At 60.8% G+C, this 20,962-nt stretch carries 10 protein-coding genes; 7 read left to right on the forward strand and 3 right to left on the reverse strand.

The annotated features are described in order from the left end of the window. Positions 1–162: 162 nt before the first annotated feature. The 6 genes from BFV63_RS16905 (at position 163) to BFV63_RS16930 (ending at position 17,349) form a co-directional block, all read left to right on the forward strand. Positions 163–11,586, forward strand: coding sequence for a BapA/Bap/LapF family large adhesin (locus BFV63_RS16905; protein WP_048241978.1), 11,424 nt, complete (start codon positions 163–165; stop codon positions 11,584–11,586). 82 nt (positions 11,587–11,668) lie between these two features. Further along, positions 11,669–13,072, forward strand: a complete 1,404-nt coding sequence (locus BFV63_RS16910; RefSeq protein WP_048241980.1) for a TolC family outer membrane protein — start codon at positions 11,669–11,671, stop codon at positions 13,070–13,072. Next, positions 13,069–15,261: a type I secretion system permease/ATPase gene (locus BFV63_RS16915; protein WP_048210580.1), complete on the forward strand. Its 2,193-nt coding sequence runs from the start codon at positions 13,069–13,071 to the stop codon at positions 15,259–15,261. Before BFV63_RS16910 ends, BFV63_RS16915 begins: the two co-directional genes overlap by 4 nt. Continuing rightward, complete coding sequence (locus BFV63_RS16920; protein ID WP_003862224.1) at positions 15,242–16,441, forward strand: beta-barrel domain-containing protein; 1,200 nt, start codon at positions 15,242–15,244, stop codon at positions 16,439–16,441. Before BFV63_RS16915 ends, BFV63_RS16920 begins: the two co-directional genes overlap by 20 nt. A gap of 250 nt (positions 16,442–16,691) precedes the next feature. Then, the gene (locus BFV63_RS16925) at positions 16,692–16,991 is read left to right on the forward strand and encodes a type II toxin-antitoxin system RelE/ParE family toxin (RefSeq protein WP_015571638.1); all 300 of its coding nucleotides are present in this window, start codon (positions 16,692–16,694) and stop codon (positions 16,989–16,991) included. 10 nt (positions 16,992–17,001) lie between these two features. Further along, positions 17,002–17,349, forward strand: a complete 348-nt coding sequence (locus BFV63_RS16930) for a HigA family addiction module antitoxin (RefSeq protein WP_048209500.1) — start codon at positions 17,002–17,004, stop codon at positions 17,347–17,349. Positions 17,350–17,424: 75 nt separating this feature from the next. On the opposite strand, the gene BFV63_RS16935 is transcribed toward BFV63_RS16930, so the two are convergent. Beyond that, positions 17,425–18,606 (reverse strand): aminotransferase-like domain-containing protein, encoded by a 1,182-nt coding sequence (locus BFV63_RS16935; protein ID WP_023314694.1) that lies wholly within the window; start codon positions 18,604–18,606, stop codon positions 17,425–17,427. 20 nt (positions 18,607–18,626) lie between these two features. Then, entirely contained in the window at positions 18,627–19,514 is an 888-nt protein-coding gene (locus BFV63_RS16940; RefSeq protein WP_048241982.1) for a LysR substrate-binding domain-containing protein, read from the reverse strand. A gap of 97 nt (positions 19,515–19,611) precedes the next feature. Here BFV63_RS16940 and BFV63_RS16945 point away from each other — a divergent pair, with 97 nt between their 5' ends. Then, entirely contained in the window at positions 19,612–20,214 is a 603-nt protein-coding gene (locus BFV63_RS16945; protein WP_023314696.1) for a short chain dehydrogenase, read from the forward strand. Here BFV63_RS16945 and BFV63_RS16950 read toward each other — a convergent pair. Next, positions 20,211–20,942: a class I SAM-dependent methyltransferase gene (locus BFV63_RS16950; protein ID WP_023314697.1), complete on the reverse strand. Its 732-nt coding sequence runs from the start codon at positions 20,940–20,942 to the stop codon at positions 20,211–20,213. The two genes, BFV63_RS16945 and BFV63_RS16950, sit on opposite strands and share 4 nt — an antisense overlap. Positions 20,943–20,962 lie beyond the last annotated feature (20 nt).

Raw genomic sequence — 20,962 nt, forward strand, 5'->3', positions numbered from 1 at the left:
GGTTGCCACTTTTAATCCTGGCGGGCATCGGTCGCGCTAAAGAAAGTAACGGTAAATCCTGTTTATTAAACAGTATTTTCGCCGGGAGCGCGTTCGTCTCTTCAGAAACGATGGCTTTGTTTTACACGCCGTAACCAATCACTCAGCTGGAGTAATAATTGTATGAGCCAAATATCTGTTATATCTAAATTAACTGGCGTGGAAACGACCACGGAAGGGACACAGATAACACTCGATCACTCCTCAATCGTTAAACTTAACGTGGATCGCGCCGACATCTCAGGTTACTCCCGCAGCGGAAACGATCTGGTGATTACCCTCAACTCGGGCGAAGTGATTACCCTCAAGAATTTCTACGTCACCGACGCGCAGGGCGTGAGCCAGCTGGTGCTTGAGGAGAGCGACGGTGCGCTGTGGTGGATTGAAGATCCAACCGGTGCCGCAACCTATGAATCCATCGCCTCCACCGATGCATTACTGGCGGCGTCAGGGAGTGATGCCGGCGGCGCCGCTGCGTGGCCCTGGGTGCTGGGTGGCCTGGCCGCCGCAGGTGGGATTGCTATTGCGGCGGGAACTGGCGGTGGAGGTGGCGGAGATGACGATAACAACAGCCCGAATCCCGGCAATCCGGGAAATCCTTCCGAGCCAGATACCACGCCTCCGGATGCCCCCACCAATCTACAGGTCTCACCTGACGGCAAAACCGTCACCGGTACCGCTGAGCCGGGCAGCACGATTACCCTGAAAGATGCCGATGGCAACACCATCGGAACGGGCAAGGCGGGCAGCGACGGAAAATTTACGATTGATCTCGGTACGCCACTCACCAACGGGGAACAGATCACCGCCACCGCCACCGATCCATCCGGCAATACCAGCCAGGGCGGTCAGGTCACGGCACCGGATCTCACCGCACCGGATGCCCCGGCCAATCTGGAGGTCTCCCCTGACGGCAAAACCGTCACCGGTACCGCTGAGCCGGGCAGCACCGTTACCCTGAAAGATACCGATGGCAACACCATCGGAACGGGCAAAGCGGGTAGCGACGGGAAATTTACGATTGATCTGGGTACGCCGCTCACCAACGGGGAACAGATCACCGCAACCGCCACCGATCCGTCCGGCAATACCAGCCCGGGCGTTCAGGTCACGGCACCGGATTTAACCGCGCCGGATGCACCGGAGATTGTCACCGTCAATGATAACGTAGGCGCCGAAACAGGCCCGCTGAGCAACGGACAACGCACGGACGATGCCCGCCCGACCTTCAGCGGCATCAGTGAAGCCGGCACCGTCATTACCTTCTATGACAACGGGAAACCGATTGGCACCGCAACAGCCGATGCCACAGGGAAATGGAGCTTTACCCCGTCGACCAACCTGTCTGAAGGCAACCACGCCATTACCACCACCGCGACCGATGCCGCAGGCAATACTAGCCCGGCGTCCACGGCGGTAAGCTTCGTGGTCGATACCGTCGCGCCTGGCGCGCCAGCTATCGTCAGCATCACCGATGATGTTGCGCCTGGCACCGGCACACTCGGGAGTGGAAGCAGCACCAACGACCCACGGCCACAGCTCACCGGCACGGCGGAAGCGGGCTCGACGGTCACCATCTATGATAACGGCATTGCCATTGGCACAGCCGTTGTGGGCAGTAACGGAAGCTGGAGCTTTACGCCGTCGGTGAACCTGAGCGAAGGCAGCCACCAGCTTACCGTGCGCGCCACCGACGTCGCCGGTAACACTGGCCCGGCCTCGCCGGTCTTTACCGTCACGGTAGATGTCACCGCGCCGCAAACGCCTTCCGGGTTTATCATTAACGACGACACGGGCGTACTGAAAGGAGCGATCGGTGCCGGGCAGTTTACCGATGCCTCAGAGCCACGTCTGACGGGCAGAGGCGAACCGGGCAGCACGATCACGGTTTACGATAACGGCGTTGTTATCGGCACCACCACCGTTCTGCCGAACGGCACCTGGAGCATCACGCCGACGAGTCCACTGGCAGAAGGCGCACACTCGATTACCCTGCGGGAAACCGATGCGGCAGGCAACCAGAGCGGTCTGTCTCAGCCGATCAACTTTACCGTCGATCTTACGCCGCCAGACATGCCGGTTGCGACGCTCAACTCCGCAGGCACCCAGATCACCGGTACCGCCGAGCCGGGCAGTAAAATCGTCATCACCAACAATGCCGGGCTGCAAATCGGGACCGCCACTGCCGACAGCAACGGCAACTATGTCGTCAACCTGAACCCTGCGCAGACCAACGGCGAGATTATCTCCGTGGTCGCCTCCGATGCCGCAGGCAACCAGAGCTCACCGGCGCTGGTCAACGCAGCGGATATCACCCCACCTGCCGCACCGGGCAACCTGGTGGTGGCGGAAGACGGGGCCAGCGTCAGCGGAACCGCCGAGCCAAACAGCACGATTATCATTAAAGCGCCGGACGGTACGATCATCGGCCAGGCCACCGCCGGCCCGGACGGCACCTTCACCATCCCGATTTCGCCAGCCCAGACCAACGGCGAAGCCCTTGAAGTGACGGCCACCGACGGCAGCGGTAACACCAGCCCGTCTGGCTTTGCCGACGCGCCAGACAGCACCCCACCGCTGGCGCCGGAAAACGTGGTGATCTCTGCCGACGGCACCACCGTAACCGGTACAGCCGAGCCGGGCAGCACCGCCACCATCCGTGAAAATGGCGTGAAGGTCGGGGAAACGGTCGCCGACGATCAGGGGAATTTCAGCGTTGAACTGATCCCGCCGAAAGCCAACGGCGAAGCCCTGACCGCCGATGCCACCGATACCGCCGGAAACACCGGCCCGACCGCGCCGTTTGACGCGCCGGACATCACCGCGGCACAAACCCCGGTCATCACGGGCGTGGTGGATGATGCCCCAGGCGTCACCGGTCCTGTCAGCCAGAACGGTCTCACCAACGACAACACGCCAACCATCAACGGAACGGGCGAGCCTGGCACCACCATCACCCTCTACAGCGGTACTACCGTGCTTGGCACCGCGCTGGTTTCGGCGAACGGTCAGTGGTCCATCACGCTGGAAACCGCGCTACCGGACGGCGGGCACGTGCTGACGGCGACGGCGGTTGACGCCAATAATAACCTCAGCGGGACATCGAACACCTGGAGCATCACGGTGGATACCGCCGCGCCGGGCGCGCCGGCCATTACGCAGGTCATTGATGACGTACCGGGCCGCACGGGTGCGCTCGACACCAATGAAACTACCAACGACACGCTCCCGACGCTGAACGGTACCGGTGAGCCGGGCTCCACCGTGACGATCCGCCTGGACGGACAGGATATTGGTACTGCCGTTGTTAACAGCGGTGGCGCATGGACATTCACACCTGCTACCCCATTAGTGAACGGGCAGCATACGTTCACCGTCGTCGCGAGCGATGCGGCCGGTAACGCCAGCGCACCATCAGCCGGCTTTACCCTTACCGTCGATACCACCCCGCCACCAGCGGCCACCATTGACACCGTCTCCGATAACGTGGGGCCCGTGCAGCTTCCGCTTAACAGCGGGGACACCACCGACGACACGCTGCCGCAGTTGCAGGGAACCGCACCGGACGGCACCACCATCACGATCTATGACGGAACCACCCTGCTCGGCACGGCGGTGCTCGACGGCAGCGGCGGCTGGAGCTTTACGCCAACCACGCCGCTGACGGACGGCCCGCACTCGCTGACGGTCCACGCAACGGATGAGGCGGGTAACACCACCATTTCGCCGCCGTTTGAACTGGCGATCGACACGACCGCGCCTGCAACGCCGGATATTCCTGAGATCACCGTCAACCCGGACGGCGGCACGCCGGGGACGGCCCTGAATCCAGGGGAGACCACCCGGGATACCACGCCAACCCTGAGCGGCTCGGGCACGCCGGGGGATATCGTGAACATTTACGATGGCGCTACTAAAATTGGTGAAGCCGAGATCGATGGCGACGGTAACTGGAGCTGGACGCCGGATGATCCGCTCCCTGACGGCACCTACGATCTCTCCCTGACGGTCACTAACCAGGACAGCGCCGGGAACGAAAGCGCGCCGTCCACGCCGGTGACCATTACCATTGATACTGACGCGCCTGCCCAACCGGGAACCCCAACGGTGACAGACAGCGTAAGCCAGATCACCGGACCCGTGCTGGATGGCGAATCCACCAACGATCCGCGTCCGGTCCTGAGTGGCACCGGTACGCCGAATGACGTCATTACCATCTATGACCAGGTGGGTACAGGCGAGCCGCAGGCCGTGGGCAGCGTTACGGTGGACGGTAACGGTAACTGGAGCTGGCGTCCTGAGAGCAACATTGGCGAAGGGACGCACGAATACACGGCGACCGCCACCGATGAAGCCGGGAATGAATCTGTGCCATCAGCCGGTATCACGATAACGGTCGATACCCTCGCCCCGGATACTCCGGTTATCAGTGCCATTGGTGGCGTGCAGAATGGCGAGTCTACCAACGACACTACGCCAGGCATCGGCGGAACCGGCACCACCGGCGAGACGGTGATCATCTACAACAACGGCGTGGAAGTCGCGCGCGTAGAGGTCGTCAATAATGAATGGTCCTATACCCTGCCGACACAAACCGACGGCCCGCTGAATATCACCGTCGCCGCGGTGGACGATGCCGGTAACGTTAGCCCGGTAAGTCCGGTCTTTACGGTGGAGGTTGATACGCAGGCGCCAACCGTGCCGCAAATTGACGCCGTCTCTGACAGCCAGCTGACCAACAGCGTGCTTTACACCCGCGACGGTACGCCAACCCTCACCGGGATTGGCGAGCCGGGTTCGAGCGTCACCGTCTCCGTTGATGGTGTCGCCTCGCCGGTGGTCGTGGAGGTTCAGCCGAACGGGACATGGTCCTGGACCGCCGACCCTGCGCTCACCGAGGGGCCGCATACCTTCTCAGTGGTCGCGAGTGACGCGGCGGGGAATACCTCCGCCAGCTCCGGCGATCTCAGCGTGACGGTGGATACCCTGCCGCCTGCAACGCCAACGAATATGACCATTGCCGCGGAGGGCACCCCGCTGACCGGGACGGCGGATGACGGAACCACGGTGACGGTTCGTGACGCCAACGGCAATATCATCGGGACCGGGGTCGCGACGGGAGGCTCCTTCTCCATTGCCCTCTCCCCGGCCCAGTTGGATGCCGCGACGCTGACGCTGATCGCCACGGACCCCGCAGGCAATGCCAGCCCGTCAACCACCTTTGACGTGCCGGACTCTCCGCTCGAGCTGCCTGCGGTGCCGGTGATTACGGCGATCAACGATGACGTCGATCCCGTCACGGGCGACGTGAAAGATAAAACCACCAATGACACCACGCCTACCCTTACCGGCACCGCCGATCCGGGCAGCGTGATCGCCATTTATCAGGATGGATCGCTGCTTCCGGTGACCACTGTCGTTGCGGATACCAACGGCAACTGGAGCTACACGCCGCTGTTGCCGCTGACGGAAGGGCCACACACCTTCGCCGTGACCGCTACAAACACCACCACCGGCGCGACCAGCGGGCAGTCGCCTGTCGCGACCGTCACCGTCGACCTTACCGCCCCGACAGCGCCAGCCATCGGTGCGGTGACCGATGACGTAGGTCCGATCACCGGGCCAATCGCCGACGGGCAGAGCACCAACGATAACCGTCCTACCCTGACCGGGACAGGCACGGCCGGGGACACCATTACGGTGTACGATGACGGCGACCCGCTGGGCACCGTTATTGTCGGTCCGACTGGCACCTGGAGCTACACGCCGCCTGCGCTGGACGACGGCAGCCACACCCTGACCGTGACCGCCACCGATCCGGCAGGCAATGAGAGCACCCCGTCGGCCGGGATCACCATTGTGGTCGACACCGTCTCTACCACGCCGGTGATTACCAGCGTGACGGATAACGCAGGCAATGCGGCAACGCCTGTTCCAAGCGGCGATCCAACCAACGACACCACGCCAACCCTGACCGGTACCGCTGAGCCGAACAGCGTCGTCGCCATTTTTGATGGCACCACGCAGATTGGTACCGTGGCAGCAGACGGTACCGGCGCCTGGACATTTACTCCTGAAACCGCCCTCGGCGAAGGGACGCATGACTTTACCGTCAGAGCCACGGATCCGCAGGGCAACGTCAGCCAGCCGTCCAACGCCTGGAGCGTCGAAATCGATCTTACTGCGCCACAGGTGCCGACGATCGTTACGGTCAGCGACAACGCCCCGGGTGGCGTAACCGGCCCGCTTACCGCCGGGCAGGTGACAAATGACACCACGCCAACCCTGAGCGGCACCGGCCAGGCGGGCACCACTATTCACGTTCTGAATAACGGCGTGGAGATTGGTACCACTACGGTCGACGGCAACGGTAACTGGACCTTTATGCCGGATCCGGTCCTGACGGACGGGACGTATAACCTGCGCGTAAACGCCAGCGATGATGTTGGAAACGTCTCCGCCAACTCGCCAGTGTTCGCCTTTACGGTGGATACCACTGGCCCTGCGGCCCCGGTGGTCACCACGGTGATAGACGATGTCAGCCCGGGAACGGGAATCATCGCCAGCAACGGTTCCACCAACGACACCCGTCCAACCTTCAACGGTACGGGGGAAGTGGGCGCAACGGTGCACGTTATTGTCGATGATGTGGAAATCGGCACGGCGGTCGTCAACGCCCAGGGTAACTGGACCTTCACGCCGACCACCGCGCTGGGTGAAGGGCCGCATACCATTACCTTTAACGCCACCGATGCCGCAGGCAATACCGGGGTCACCTCGCCACCGTTCAACCTGACGGTGGATACGACGGTGCCCGAAGCACCGGTCTTTACCCCCGCCACCGACAATGCCGGTCCCGTGCTGGGCCCGGTCGCCTCGGGACAAAGCACAGACGACACCACGCCAACGCTGAACGGCACCGCGGCAGCCAACGCGACCATCACCATCTATGAGAATGGTCAGCAGGTGGGCACCGCCGTGGCGGATGCCAACGGCGTATGGAGCTTCACCACCGGCACGCTGGCAAACGGCAGCCACACCTGGACCGCCACGGCAACCGATGCCGCGGGCAACATCAGTCCTGCCTCACCGGGCTTTACGCTGGTTGTGGATACAACTGTGCCTGCCGCGCCGGTTATCACCCAGGCGATAGACGATGTTGGCACCATCACCGGGGCGATTGGCTCCGGCCAGACCACGAACGATCCTCTCCCGCGGCTGGTGGGGACCAGCGAGCCGCTGGCCACCGTGAATATCTACGAGGGCACTACGCTGGTGGGCACCGGTACTGCCGATGCTAACGGCAACTGGACCGTCGATATCACCGTGCCGCTGGGCACCGGGTCACACACCTTTACCGCAGAAGCAACGGATCAGGCGGGTAACACCGGCGCGCCGTCCGCCGACTTCAGCCTGATCATTGACACCACGCCGCCAGCGCTACCGGTGCTGACCAGTGTCACCGACGACGTCGGTAATGCTGCGACGCCTGTCGCCAACGGCGGGTTAACCAACGATGCACGACCAACGCTCACCGGTACGGCAGAAGCCGGCGCGACGGTAACCATCTACGACAATGGGGTACAGATTGGCACCGCGGTCGCCACCGGCGGCGCGTGGAGCTTTACGCCGTCCACCCCGCTGGCTGACGGGCCGCATAATCTGACCTTCTCCGCCACCGACGCCGTGGGCAACGCCAGCGCGCAGACCGGGGGTTACACCATCAATGTGGATGCCACCGCCCCTGTCGCACCGGCAATCACCTCGATTGTGGATGATGTGGGAACCGTCACCGGCCCTGTCACCGGCACCAACCCAACCAACGACACCCGTCCGACCTTAAACGGCACGGCGGAAGCCAATGCCACCGTACGTATTTACGACGGCACGACGCTGGTGGGAACCGTTACCGCCGATGCCAACGGCAACTGGACGCTGCCGCAAACCAGCACCACGCTGATCGAAGGCGCGCATAGCTTCACCGCCACCGCCACCGATGCCGCGGGCAATACCAGCGCGCCATCGCCGATTATCACGATCAACGTTGACCTGACGCCGCCAGCAGCCCCAACCGGGCTGGCGGTGATCACCAACGGGACGCAGGTTACCGGTACGGCGGAAGCGGGAAGTACCGTCACCATCACCAGCAGCACCGGAACCGTGCTTGGCACAGCCGTTGCGGACGGCAGCGGAAACTTCAGCGCCACCCTCACCCCTCCACAGACCGGCGGGGAGTCACTGATTGTCTTTGCTACCGATAAGGCCGGTAACGCGGGTATCACCACCTCCGTGATTGCCCCGATCACCACGATCCCGAACGCGCCGGTTATCGCTAACATCGATGATAACGTCGGCACGGTGACGGGCAACCTGACCAACGGGAAAACCACCGATGACACCACGCCAACCCTGAGCGGCACGGCGCAGCCGAACGCGACCATCACCCTCTATAACAACGGGGTGCTGATGGGCACGGTCACCGCGAATGCCAGCGGCAACTGGAGCTTCACCACGCCGGTGCTGAGCGAAGGGCCACATGCCTTCACCGCCACGGCGAGCAACGGCTCGGGCACCAGCCCGATTTCCACGTCGACCACCGTCATTGTCGATCTCACTGCGCCAACGGCTCCAACCGGGACCTTCAACGCAGACGGCAGCGTACTGACCGGTAGCGCCGAAGCGGGCAGCACCGTCACCATCCGTCTGGCGGACAATTCAACGGTCACCGCCACGGCAGACAGCAACGGATCCTGGAGCTACACCTTCCTCAATAAACAGACGGAAGGCCAGACGCTGCAAATCACCGCCACCGATGCGGCAGGGAACGTCTCGCTGCCCGGCTCAGCCCTTGCGCCGGTGGTGCCGCTCTCTGCCAGCACCAACGTTGAAGAGCTGGCGCTGACGACCACCGCAACGGTGACCAACTCGCAGTACAGCGACTATGGTTTCCTGCTGGTGGGCGCCGTAGGTAACGTGCTGACGCTGCTCGGCAACGACACCGCGCAGGTAGGTTTCACCGTCGGCAACGGCGGCAGTGCGGATATTGCCGTGAACGCCAACGCCACGGGTGCCGTTCTTTCCCTGCTCAATACCCTTGAGCTGGTGGTACAGCGCTTTGACGCCGCCAACAACACCTGGACCACCGTGGTCGATACCGGACAGCCGCAGTTCGCTGACCTGCTGACCCTCGGCGCGACGGGGGTGTCGCTGAACCTGAACGGTCTGGCGGATGGTCAGTATCGCGTCCTGAGCTACAACACTAACCTGCTGGCAACCGGCTCTTACACCAGCCTCGATGTGGCGGTGAAAGAGACCAGCGCAGGCACCGTGTCCGGCGAAACCAACATTGTCGGTAACGTCATCACCGACGTGGATCCAACCGCAGGCAGCGACAACGCCCCGGCGGGCACCACCGTCACTGCGGTCACCAACGCCCAGGGCACCACCACCAGCGTTACGGCTGACGGCACAGTGATTCAGGGGCAGTACGGCACGCTGACCATCAACCTGGACGGCAGCTATACCTATAACCTGACCAACACCAGCGCCGCCGTCATTGGCCGCACGGAGAACTTTACCTACACCATCACCCACAACGGCACCAGCGCCTCGGCAAATCTGGTGCTGTCGCTGGGCGAAGGCACCAGCAGCAGCGGTATCGTGGCCGTGGACGATACCGCCTCGCTGACCTTCGATACCACCGTGGAGGCGATCAACAACGGCACCTCGTCGCAGGGCGGCTTTACCCTGGTGGGGATCAACCTTGGCAATACGCTGGGGCTGAACCTGCTGGACGATCTGGCCAACCCGATCATCTATAACGTGGAAGAAGGCACCACCCGCACCATGACCGTTCAGGCGTCCGTGGGCGGCGTCGCGCTGGCCTCGGTGTTCGACCTTTACATCTATAAGTTCAACAATGCGACGCAGACCTTCGAGCAGATGCGCGTTGAACCCGGCTGGCTGCGCGCGCCGCTGCTGGGCGGCACCTCCCCGCAGCTGACGCTGAATCTGCCCGCCGGTGAGTACCTGTTCCTGCTCAATACGGCGGCGGGGATCACCGCGCTGACGGCCTACACGCTGAACGTCTTGCAGGATCATGTCTACAGCGTGGCAAGCGTGAGCGAGAGCACCACCGGCGATGTGCTGGCGGATGATATTGCGCCAGCGGGTACCGTAGTCTCCGACGTTAACGGCGTGGCGGTGAACAGCAGCGGTCTGACGGAGATCACCGGCGAGTACGGTACGCTGCGGATCAACGCGGCCGGAGAGTACACCTACACCCTGAACAGCGGGGTCGGCGCGGACCATATCAGCACGCCGGATACCTTCGTTTACACCATCACCGCGCCTGACGGCTCGAAAGACACGGCATCGTTGAACATCACCCCAACCGCGCGCCCAATGGATGCGGTAAACGATGTCAGCACCGCGATGGACGTCACGTCGGTTCACCATACGGCCGCCTATTCCGATACGACGGTCGGGTCGGCGAGCTGGAACGCTGCGCTGCTTGCCTCAACCCAGGGCAGCGGGAGCGGGACCTTCGTGGTGGATCCTAATACCGCGCTGCATAACGTGGTTCTGTCGTTTAACGTCGCCTCGCTGCTGACGCTTACCGGGTTAACGGTGGACTGGACGCTGTCCAACGGCGCAACCACCGTCAGAACCGGCTCGTTTAACGGTGGGTTACTGCTGGGCGGCACGGCGACCATCAACCTGACGGGTCTCGATCTGGAGGCGGGAACCTATACGCTGAGCTATACGGGCAAAATGGGGCCATTGGGGGTAGGAAATATCACCATCACCCCAAGCGTGACCGGCACCAGCTACTCGCTGTCGCAGTTCGACGCGACGGGTACCCACACCGTTGACGGCAATATCTTCGACGGCACCGACTCCGCAGGGGCGATGGACCAGCTCCACTCGGTTGATACCCGCGTGAGCATTACCGGCTACGACGGCGTTACCACTACGCTGGATCCGTACACCGGCAGCACGATGTCAAACATCACGGGCCACTACGGGACGCTGGCGATTGCCGCTGACGGCAGTTACACCTACACCCTCAACCCGGGTATCTCGCTCTCTACCATTACCAGCAAGGAGGTCTTTAACTACACCCTGACCGATGCCAACGGTGTTAAAGATACCGCGTCGCTGACCATTGACATGGCGCCGAAATTTGTCAGTTCGGAGCATAACGATGTGATTAGCGGTACGGCCTACGGCGACACGTTGATTTATCAGGTGTTGAACAACACGGCGGGTAACGCCACCGCAGGTAACAGCACGGGCGACCACTGGACGAACTTCTCCCTCACGCAGGGAGACAAGATCGACATTGGCGATCTGCTGGTGGGGTGGAACGGTAGCGCGTCGACGCTGGGGAACTATGTCTCTGTTTCACAAAGCGGTAACAATACTGTGATCTCCATCGACCGTGACGGCACGGGAGCCGCCTACACTAAATCTACACTCGTTACGCTGGACAATGTTCAGACCACCTACGACGAGCTTGTAAACCAGCAACACATCATTACCTGATAGCACCTGCAAGAAATGACCCGGGCGCGCGCAGCGCCCGGGCATAAACAAAAAAGCAGTACTTTTTTATTAGGGACAAGAAATGGGAAAGAAGATGCCTTACTGGTGGCTCTCGTGCTGCCTGATATCTGTGCCCGCTATCGCGGCAAACCCTGCGGCGATGATTAATACCGGACAATTAAGCGAAACGCAGGAACTCCCCTCTTTAAATGGCCGCGTGGCGCCCGTAGCCAGCAAAGCCGCCCCCGGCACGCTACAGCTGAATGAAGCGGTTAACCGCGCCGTGACCTGGCATCCGGCTATCAGTGAAGCCGTCGGCAAACTTTATCAGCAGAGCGAAAATGTGGACGTCGCTAAATCGAAATATTATCCGCAAATTAACGCTGGCATGGATAACGGCTATAGCCACGACGGTGACGATAATGGCTTTACCCCCTCGCTGGTGCTTTCTCTTTCGCAAATGCTGTACGACTTCGGCAAAGTCGCAAGCCAGGTGCGCGCCGAAAATGCGGGCGTCGCCCAGCAGCAGGCCAACTTGCTGGTGAGCATCGACACCATCGCCCACGATACCGCCATCGCCATGGTGCAGGTGCAGACCTGGCAGCAGATGGTCGAGACCGCCAAAGAACAGCTGGATGCACTGTCCTCCATCGGCACCCTGACGAAACAACGTAATGATGAAGGCGCAACGTCACTCTCTGACGTGGTCCAGACCGATGCCCGTATCGAAGGGGCGCGTGCGCAGCTGATGCAGTATCAGGCGAGCCTCGACAGCTCGCGCGCCACGCTGATGAGCTTGCTGGGCTGGGACAGCCTGAACGCGGTCAGCAATGACTTTCCGCAAAGCCTGGCCCGCAGCTGCGACATCGCCGAGCCGGACGATCGTCTGGTGCCCTCGGTATTAGCGGCCTGGGCGCAGGCCAACGTCGCGCAGGCAAATCTCGATTATGCCAACGCGCAAATGACCCCTACCGTTTCTCTGGAGCCGGAAGTTCGTCACTACCTGAACGACCGCTACGCGGGCAACGAAACGCGGGACCGCACCCAGTACTCCGCGTGGGTTAAAGTGCAAATGCCGCTCTATCAGGGTGGCGGCCTCACCGCCCGGCGTAACGCCGCCGGACACGCGGTGGAATCCGCCCAGTCCACCATCCAGCGCACCCGTCTTGAGGTGCGGCAAAAACTGCTGGAAGCGCGCAGCCAGGTGATGAGCCTGATGAGCACGCTTCAGATCCAGGGCCGTCAGGAAGCGCTCAGCGCCCGCACCCGCGAGCTGTATCAGCAGCAGTATCTCGATCTTGGATCCCGCCCGCTGCTCGACGTGCTCAACGCCGAGCAGGAAGTGTATCAGGCGCGCTTTACCCAACAGCAAACCGCCGGACAGCTGCATCAGCTTCAGCTCAACTGTCTGTACAACACCGGGCGCCTGCGTCACGCGTTCGATCTTGAAAACCGCACCATCCAGACCGTGGAGATCCAGCCATGAAGCAACGCGATATCCCGCAGGGTGAAAACATGACGGATGAGGCGCTGGAGCAGTGGGCGCAGGCGTTTGGCTACGTGGCGACGCGCTATCGCGTTGCCTGCTCGCCAGGCTCGCTCGTCGCAGGCGCGCCGTGGCTGAAAGGCAAACCGATGGTGCCCGCGCTGACGCAGCTCGCCCGTGAAGCCGGGCTGACATTCCAGTTGCTGACGGCCGATCAGCACGCTATCAACAGCTGGCGTCTGCCGGTGGTGGTGGAGCTGAACGACGGTAAAATCGGCGTCATCGACAATTTCGACGGCGAGGATACGCTTGAGGTCAGCTTTTTCGACGACAGCACGCACACCAACCGCCTGTCGATGAGCGCGATGCTGCCTGCCATCCGCCACGTCATCGCCCTGCGTCCGCTGGCGGCGCTGAAGGACAGCCGCGTGGATGCCTATATATCAAAATACCGCCCGGACTGGCTCTACCGGCTGGTGATGCGCGACCTTCGCCCTTACAGCTGGGTGATGCTGGCTGCACTGTTCATTAACGTGCTCTCACTCTCGGGCATCGTCTTTTCCATGCAGGTGTATGACCGGGTGATCCCCGCCCAGTCCTATCCGACGCTCTATGTGCTGACTATCGGGGTGCTGATCGCCACGCTGTTTGGCTTTGTGCTGCGCGTGGCGCGCGGACACATTATGGATCTGCTGGGCAAACGCTCGGATCTGCGCGTCTCGGATCGGGTGTTCGGCCACGCGCTGCGGCTGCGCCACAGCGCCATTCCGCGATCCACCGGAAGCTTTATCTCCCAGCTGCGCGAGCTGGAGCAGATCCGCGAGATGGTCACCTCCTCCACCATCTCCACCATCGTCGATCTGCCGTTTTTTATCCTGTTTGTGATTGTGCTGGCGATCATCGCCCCGCAGCTGGCGTGGATCGCTCCGGTGGCGGCGGTGATCATGGTCCTGCCTGGCCTGCTGCTGCAAAAGAAGCTGGCGGAGCTGGCGAAGCAGTCGGCGCATGAATCAACCCTGCGCAACGCGGTGCTGGTGGAAAGCGTGCAGGGGCTGGAGGACATCAAGCTGATGCAGGCAGAGAACCGCTTTTTGCAGCAGTGGAACAGCTATATCCAGATCACCGCCGAATCCGGCCTGCGCACCCGCGAACTGACGCAGAACCTGATCAGCTGGGGGATGACCATTCAGAGCCTGGTCTATGCCGGGGTGATCGTGGTGGGCGCGCCGATGGTGATCGACGGCACCTTAACCACCGGTTCGGTGGTGGCCGCCTCGATGCTCGCCTCACGGATGATCGCCCCGATGGCGACGCTATGCGGCGTGCTGGCCCGCTGGCAGCAGGTGAAGGCGGCCAAAGAGGGGCTGGACAGCATTATGCAGCTGCCGACCGAGAACCAGCGCGAAGAGACACCGATCCGCCAGGACGTGCTGCGCGGCCACTATCTTTTCGAGCAGGCGCAGTTCCGCTATCACCCGGAAGATCCCCGCATGGCGCTGCGCATTAACCGCCTGGAGATCAAAGCGGGCGAAAAAGTGGCGATCCTCGGGCGCAACGGCGCGGGCAAATCAACCCTGTTGCAGGCGATGGCGGGCGGGATGGATCTGGCGGGTGGTGAACTGCGGCTCGACAACCTCAGCCTGCCGCATCTGGACGTGGCTGACGTGCGGAGAAACGTCGGCTTTATGACCCAAAACGCCCGGCTGTTTTATGGCACCCTGCGCGAGAACATCACGCTCGGCATGCCGCGCGCCACCGATAAAGAGATCTTCGAGGTGCTGGAGATGTGCGGCGCGGCCAGCTTTGTGCAGAAGCTGCCAAAGGGGCTGGATTACCCGATTATGGAGAACGGCGTCGGGCTGTCCGGCGGGCAGCGGCAGTCTATTCTGCTGGCGCGGATGCTGCTGCGCGACCCGAATATCGTGCTGATGGATGAACCGACCGCCTCCCTTGATGAACATACCGAGCGGGAATTTATTCAACGTCTCGGGGCGTGGCTCGGCAACCGCACGCTGGTTGTCGCGACCCACCGCGTGCCGGTGCTGGAGCTGGTGGAGCGCGTGGTGGTACTCAAAGATGGCATGCTGGTGATGGACGCGCCAAAAGCCCAGGCGCTGAACAACAGCCGTATGCAGCAACAGCAGCAGGCAACCGGACGGGAGTGGAAAAATGAAAATCAGTCAGCGTGACGTTGCCGCAGTAGAAGATCTGGATAACGCGCTCGACTCCGAAAGCGGTTATACCGGCGCCCGGCGCATTGTTTTCTTCTCCCTGGTGATGTTTGTGGTGCTCGGCGTCTGGGCGTGGTTCGGCGTGCTGGACGAAGTCTCAACCGGCACCGGAAAAGTGATCCCCAGCTCACGCGAGCAGGTGTTGCAGTCGCTGGATGGGGGGATCCTCACCGAGCTGAACGTGCACGAAGGGGATCAGGTGCAGGCCGGACAGGTGCTGGCGCGGCTGGATCCTACCCGCTCGGAATCTAACGTCGGCGAAAGCGCGGCGCGTTACCGCGCGTCGCTGGCCTCCAGCGCGCGTCTGTATGCCGAGGTGAACGATCTGCCGCTCAAATTCCCGCCGTCCCTGGCGAAATGGACCGACCTGACCGCCGCTGAAACGCGGCTCTACAACTCGCGCCGCGCCCAGCTGGAGGATACCCAGCGGGAGTTGCGCGCCGCGTTAGATCTCGCGAACAAAGAACTGGCGATCACCCAGCGGCTGGTGAAAACCGGGGCCGCCAGCCACGTGGAAGTGCTGCGCCTGCAACGGCAGAAAAGCGACCTGGAGCTGAAGCTCACCGACGTACGTTCCCAGTATTACGTGCAGGCCCGTGAAGCGCTGTCGAAGGCCAACGCCGAGGTGGATATGGTGTCAGCGATCCTGAAAGGCCGCGAGGATTCCGTTACCCGCCTGACGGTGAAGTCTCCGGTGCGCGGGATCGTGAAAAACATCAAAGTCACCACCATCGGCGGCGTGATCCCGCCCAACGGCGAGCTAATGGAAATTGTGCCGGTGGACGATCATCTGCTGATTGAAACTCGCCTCTCGCCGCGGGATATCGCCTTTATCCACCCTAATCAGGAGGCGCTGGTGAAAATCACTGCCTACGATTACGCGATTTACGGTGGGCTGCACGGGGTGGTGGAGACCATTTCGCCGGACACCATTCAGGACGAAGCGAAGCCGGAGGTGTTCTATTACCGGGTATTTATCCGTACCAGCCAGGATTATCTGGTGAATAAGGCGGGCAGGCACTTCTCGATCGTGCCGGGGATGATAGCGACGGTGGATATTAAGACCGGAGAGAAAACGGTGCTGGATTATATGATCAAACCGTTTAACCGGGCGAAGGAGGCGCTGAGGGAGCGGTAGTCAAACGCCGGGTGGCGGCTGCGCCTTACCCGGCCTACATTCTCGCAGGCCCGCGCAAGCGCAGCGCCGCCGGGCATTAATCCGCACGCAAGACGTGGAATCCGCCTCGAAGAATTAACCTTTAGTCATGCATCACACTTCCCTTCAGCCATGACCAGGGTAATATTACTCGCAGACAAAACGCACTTGCGCACAGTGCAGGAGTGCATTACTATCCACTCAGCTTCAAGGACTGGAGCTTACCAGCATTATGATTAATCATTTTCGGGATCAATGGCTTGAGGATTTTTTTCTCTACGGGAGATCGAGCAATGTTATTCCTTTGAATCTGGAAACAGCGCTTGCAAGAAAGCTCGACATCATCAATGCGGCCATGTCGCACCTGGATTTACGATCGCCACCGGGCAATATGTATGAAGCATTGAGTCCTCCGTTGAAGGGATACTCCTCTATCCGGGTAAACAGACAATACAGGCTTGTATTTCGCTGGTCAGAGGGAAAAGCAGACGATCTCTATCTCTCTCCACACAAGTACACGCAACACAAGTGAGGCATCACCTATGACACTTCAACAGGCACTCCGCAAACCCACCATGCCGGGCGAGGTGTTGCAGTATGAGTATCTTGAACCGCTCAATCTGAAAATCAACGATCTGGCAGAGATGCTAAATGTACACCGCAATACCGTAAGCGCGTTGGTCAATAACAATCGCAAACTTACTGCCGATATGGCGATCAAACTGGCAAAAGCCTTTAATACCACTATTGAATTTTGGCTGAACTTACAGCTAAACGTTGATATCTGGGAAGCGCAATCTAACTCCCGCACGCAGGAGGAGTTAAGCCGGATAAAAACCGTTGCGGAAGTCATGGCGAAGCGAAAATCCGGCAAGCCGGACGTCGCCTGATCCGCCCGCGCCACGCAATACGCTTACCCGACACGGGAACGGCGCATAACGGCATCTGCCATTATGCGCATCCGGTTACAGGGAAATTCTCAGGCGTCGAACCGCTTCTTTAAGCTGCTCATCCGTTGGGGTAACGAAAGACATGCGCAGCGTGGTGTGGTCCGGCTCGTTGCAGTAGAAGAACTCACCCGGCACAAACACGACGCCGTTGCTCAACGTTTTTTCCAGCCATTTCGTCGTATTGATGCCGTTATTCATTTTCGCCCACAGGAACATGCCGCCCTTTGGCTTGTGGAACGACATCACATCGCCCAGCTCCGCTTCCAGTTCACTGGCAAAGGTCTGGTATTTCTGGCGGTAGGCTTCGCGGATCATTTTAATCTGATTCGCCAGACGACCGGTTTTCAGATATTCGTACGTCATCAGCTGCGACAGCGTGCTGGTGTGCAGATCGGTGGTTTGCTTGAGGTTCACTACCGCGCGCTTTAGCCACTCCGGCACCAGCACCCAGCCCACGCGGGTGCCCGGCGCGAGGATTTTAGAGAAGGTGGAGGTGTACACCACGTTATCCTCATTGCCGATATCTTTGGCATGAGCAATCAGCGGGCGGAACGCTTCGTCGGTGTAGTTGATCTCGCTGTACGGGTCGTCTTCGATAATCACGAAGTCATAGCGCTTCGATAATTCCACCAGCTGTTTACGACGCGCTTCGGAGAGCGTCACGCCGCCCGGGTTACCAAAGGTTGGCACGATATAAACCGCTTTGATGGTTTTAGTTGCCACCAGCGCTTCTAGTTCATCCACTTTCATGCCGTCGCCGTCGGTACCGACGGATTCAAATTTCGCCTGCGCCAGGCCAAAGACCTGCAACGCGGCGAGGTAGGTAGGCCGCTCCACGACGACCGTATCGCCCGGGTTGATTAACGCCCGCGCCAGCACGTCAAGCGACTGTTGCGAGCCGGAAGTAATGACCACATCATCGGCTTTACAGGCGATGCCGCGACCTTCAGAGATGCGTTGGATCTCTTCGCGCAGCCCCGGGACGCCTTCCGTCAGACCGTACTGGAATGCTTCGCCAAAATGCTGAGACAGCACGGCATCAGCGGCGATTTTTAAACCTTCATGATCGAACAGGTCCGGATTTGGAATACCGCCACCCAGCGAAATCACGCCTGCCATTTTGCTATGTTTTAATAATTCACGGATGGCAGAGGATTGCAGGCCCTGCGCGCTGCTGGCGAGTTTGTTTGCAGACATTCTTTACTTACCTTCTTTTTTTATATTGTGCCCAATCTTAGCAGAATATGGGCAATAAATTCCGTTAGCTTAGGCAGCGGCCGCAAATCCTGGCGCCACAGTAAATGCACCGGCCTCGGCGCGGGCGTAAACGCTTCCAGAACCCGAACCAGCCTGCCGCTCGCCAGCTCTTCCGCCACCAGCACTTCCGGTTGCAGCAGAAGTCCCGCCCCGGCTCGCGCCGCCATGCGTAAGCCGTAGCCGTCATTGCATCGTAAGACGGCATCACGCTTCCAGCGCACTTCGCCTTCCACACCCGGCAGCCGCCACTCGTTACGCGCCGTCCATACCGTGTGCGACAGGCACAGGTGATCCACCAGATCGGCTGGCGTTTGCGGCGTACCGTGACGCGCCAGATAATCCGGCGCGGCGCAGATCGTCATGTTGTAGGGACACAGATATTTCGCCACCAGGTCCTCATTACGGATCTCACCGATACGAATGGCCAGATCGACCCCTTCCTCGACCAGATCAACCATTCGGTTGGTGAGATCCAGTTCGATGCGCACTTCCGGGTAACGCTGCAAAAACGTGGCCGTCAGAGGCGCGATAACGCAGCCGCCAAACGAGGTGGGCGCTGTCACGCGCAGGGTGCCGGCGGGTGTGGCTCGCAGGCGCTCAACCGCGTTTTCAGCAATCGAGACCTGCTCCAGCACGCGCCTGGCCTCTTCGAAATAAACGCGTCCGGCGTCGGTCAGGCTCTGGCGACGGGTGTTGCGCTCCAGCAGCCGCGTACCGAGCTGCGATTCCAGCTGCGTAATATACTTCCCGACCATCACCGCCGACATCTCCAGCCGGGCCGCCGCGCCGGTAAAGCTGCCGCTTTCCACCACCGTGATGAACGTCTCCATGCCGCGAAGCTTATCCATATTCCGAACCTCTGGTTAGCAATCTTCTAACATCAACCCAGTTTATCTGAATTTTTATTTATTAAAGAATGAAGGCTCACAACATAAGGAGTCTGCTATGAAAATCGTCATTATTGGTGCCAGCGGTACGGTCGGTCGTGCTGTGACAGATGAGCTAAGCCGTCGTCACGAGGTGATCAGCGTGGGTCGCACGCAGGGCGACCATCAGGTGGATATCACCTCGCAGGCGAGCGTACAGGCGCTGTTCGAAAAGATCGGCCCGGTGGATGCGATTGTCTCCGCCAGCGGTGGGGTACACTTCGGCCCGCTCGCAACCATGACCGACGGCGAGTTCAACCGGGGCTTACAGGATAAGCTGCTGGGGCAGATTCGTCTGGCGCTGACCGGCCAGCACTACCTGAACGAAGGTGGTTCGATTACGCTGATAAGCGGCATTGTGGCTCACGAGCCGATTGCTCAGGGCGTCAATGCCACCACGGTGAATGCGGCGCTGGAAGGGTTTGTGCGCGCCGCGGCCTGTGAACTGCCGCGCGGGATCCGCATTAACCTGATCAGCCCGACGGTGCTGACGGAATCCGTCGAAGCATATGATGGCTTCTTCCCGGGCTTTGAAAGCGTTCCCGCTGCGACCGTTGCGCAGGCCTACCGCCGCAGCGTGGAAGGGGTACAGAGCGGGCGGGTATATAAAGTCGGCTATTAAGCCTTACGGGCGGCGATCAGCACCAGCATCGGGCGTTCCGCCTCTTCGGCCAGCGCGGGCCAGGCGTCAACCTGCGTCTGCGTTGGTCCCCACTCATTGACTTCGCTTATCGTTAACCCCGCTTTAATCAGTGCGTTAAGCGTGGTGCCCAGCGTGCGGTGGTATTTAATCACCCCGTCCGCCAGCCAGTTGCTGACGCGCTGGCTTTCGTCCTGATAATGGTTCACGCCCCAGAACCGCTCACCGTTGTCGTCGGTGAGCCAGCCCTGACGGGTGGCGCAGGTATAAATCGGGTGCTCCATCGAGAAGACCAGGCTGCCACCGGGTTTTAGCGCGCGCTGAACCCTGGCGAATAGCGTGTCCAGCTCCGGCAGGTAGTGTAGCGCCAGCGAGCTGTAGACCAGATCGAGGCTATTCGCTTTCAGCGCCAGAGATTCCAGATCGCTACGCTGATAGTGAATCCGATTGTCATCAGTCAGTTCAGCCGCGCGGGCGAGCATTTTTTCTGAAATATCAACACCCGTGACGTCAGACGCGCCCAGCTCGCGCGCTGCGCGACAGAACCATCCGTAGCCGCAGCCGAGATCGACAACCGCTTTACCGGTTAAATCTGGCAGCATTGCCTTGAGCGCGGGCCACTCCGGCGCGCCGTTCAGGCCCTGAACCGAGCGCGGAAGCTGGGCATAGCCTTCAAAAAATGCCGGGTTGTCGTAGATGTTTTGCGCCATAACGGACTCCTTTATCGCAA

It is taken from the genome of Enterobacter hormaechei subsp. xiangfangensis, from assembly GCF_001729785.1.
Lineage (GTDB): Bacteria > Pseudomonadota > Gammaproteobacteria > Enterobacterales > Enterobacteriaceae > Enterobacter > Enterobacter hormaechei_C.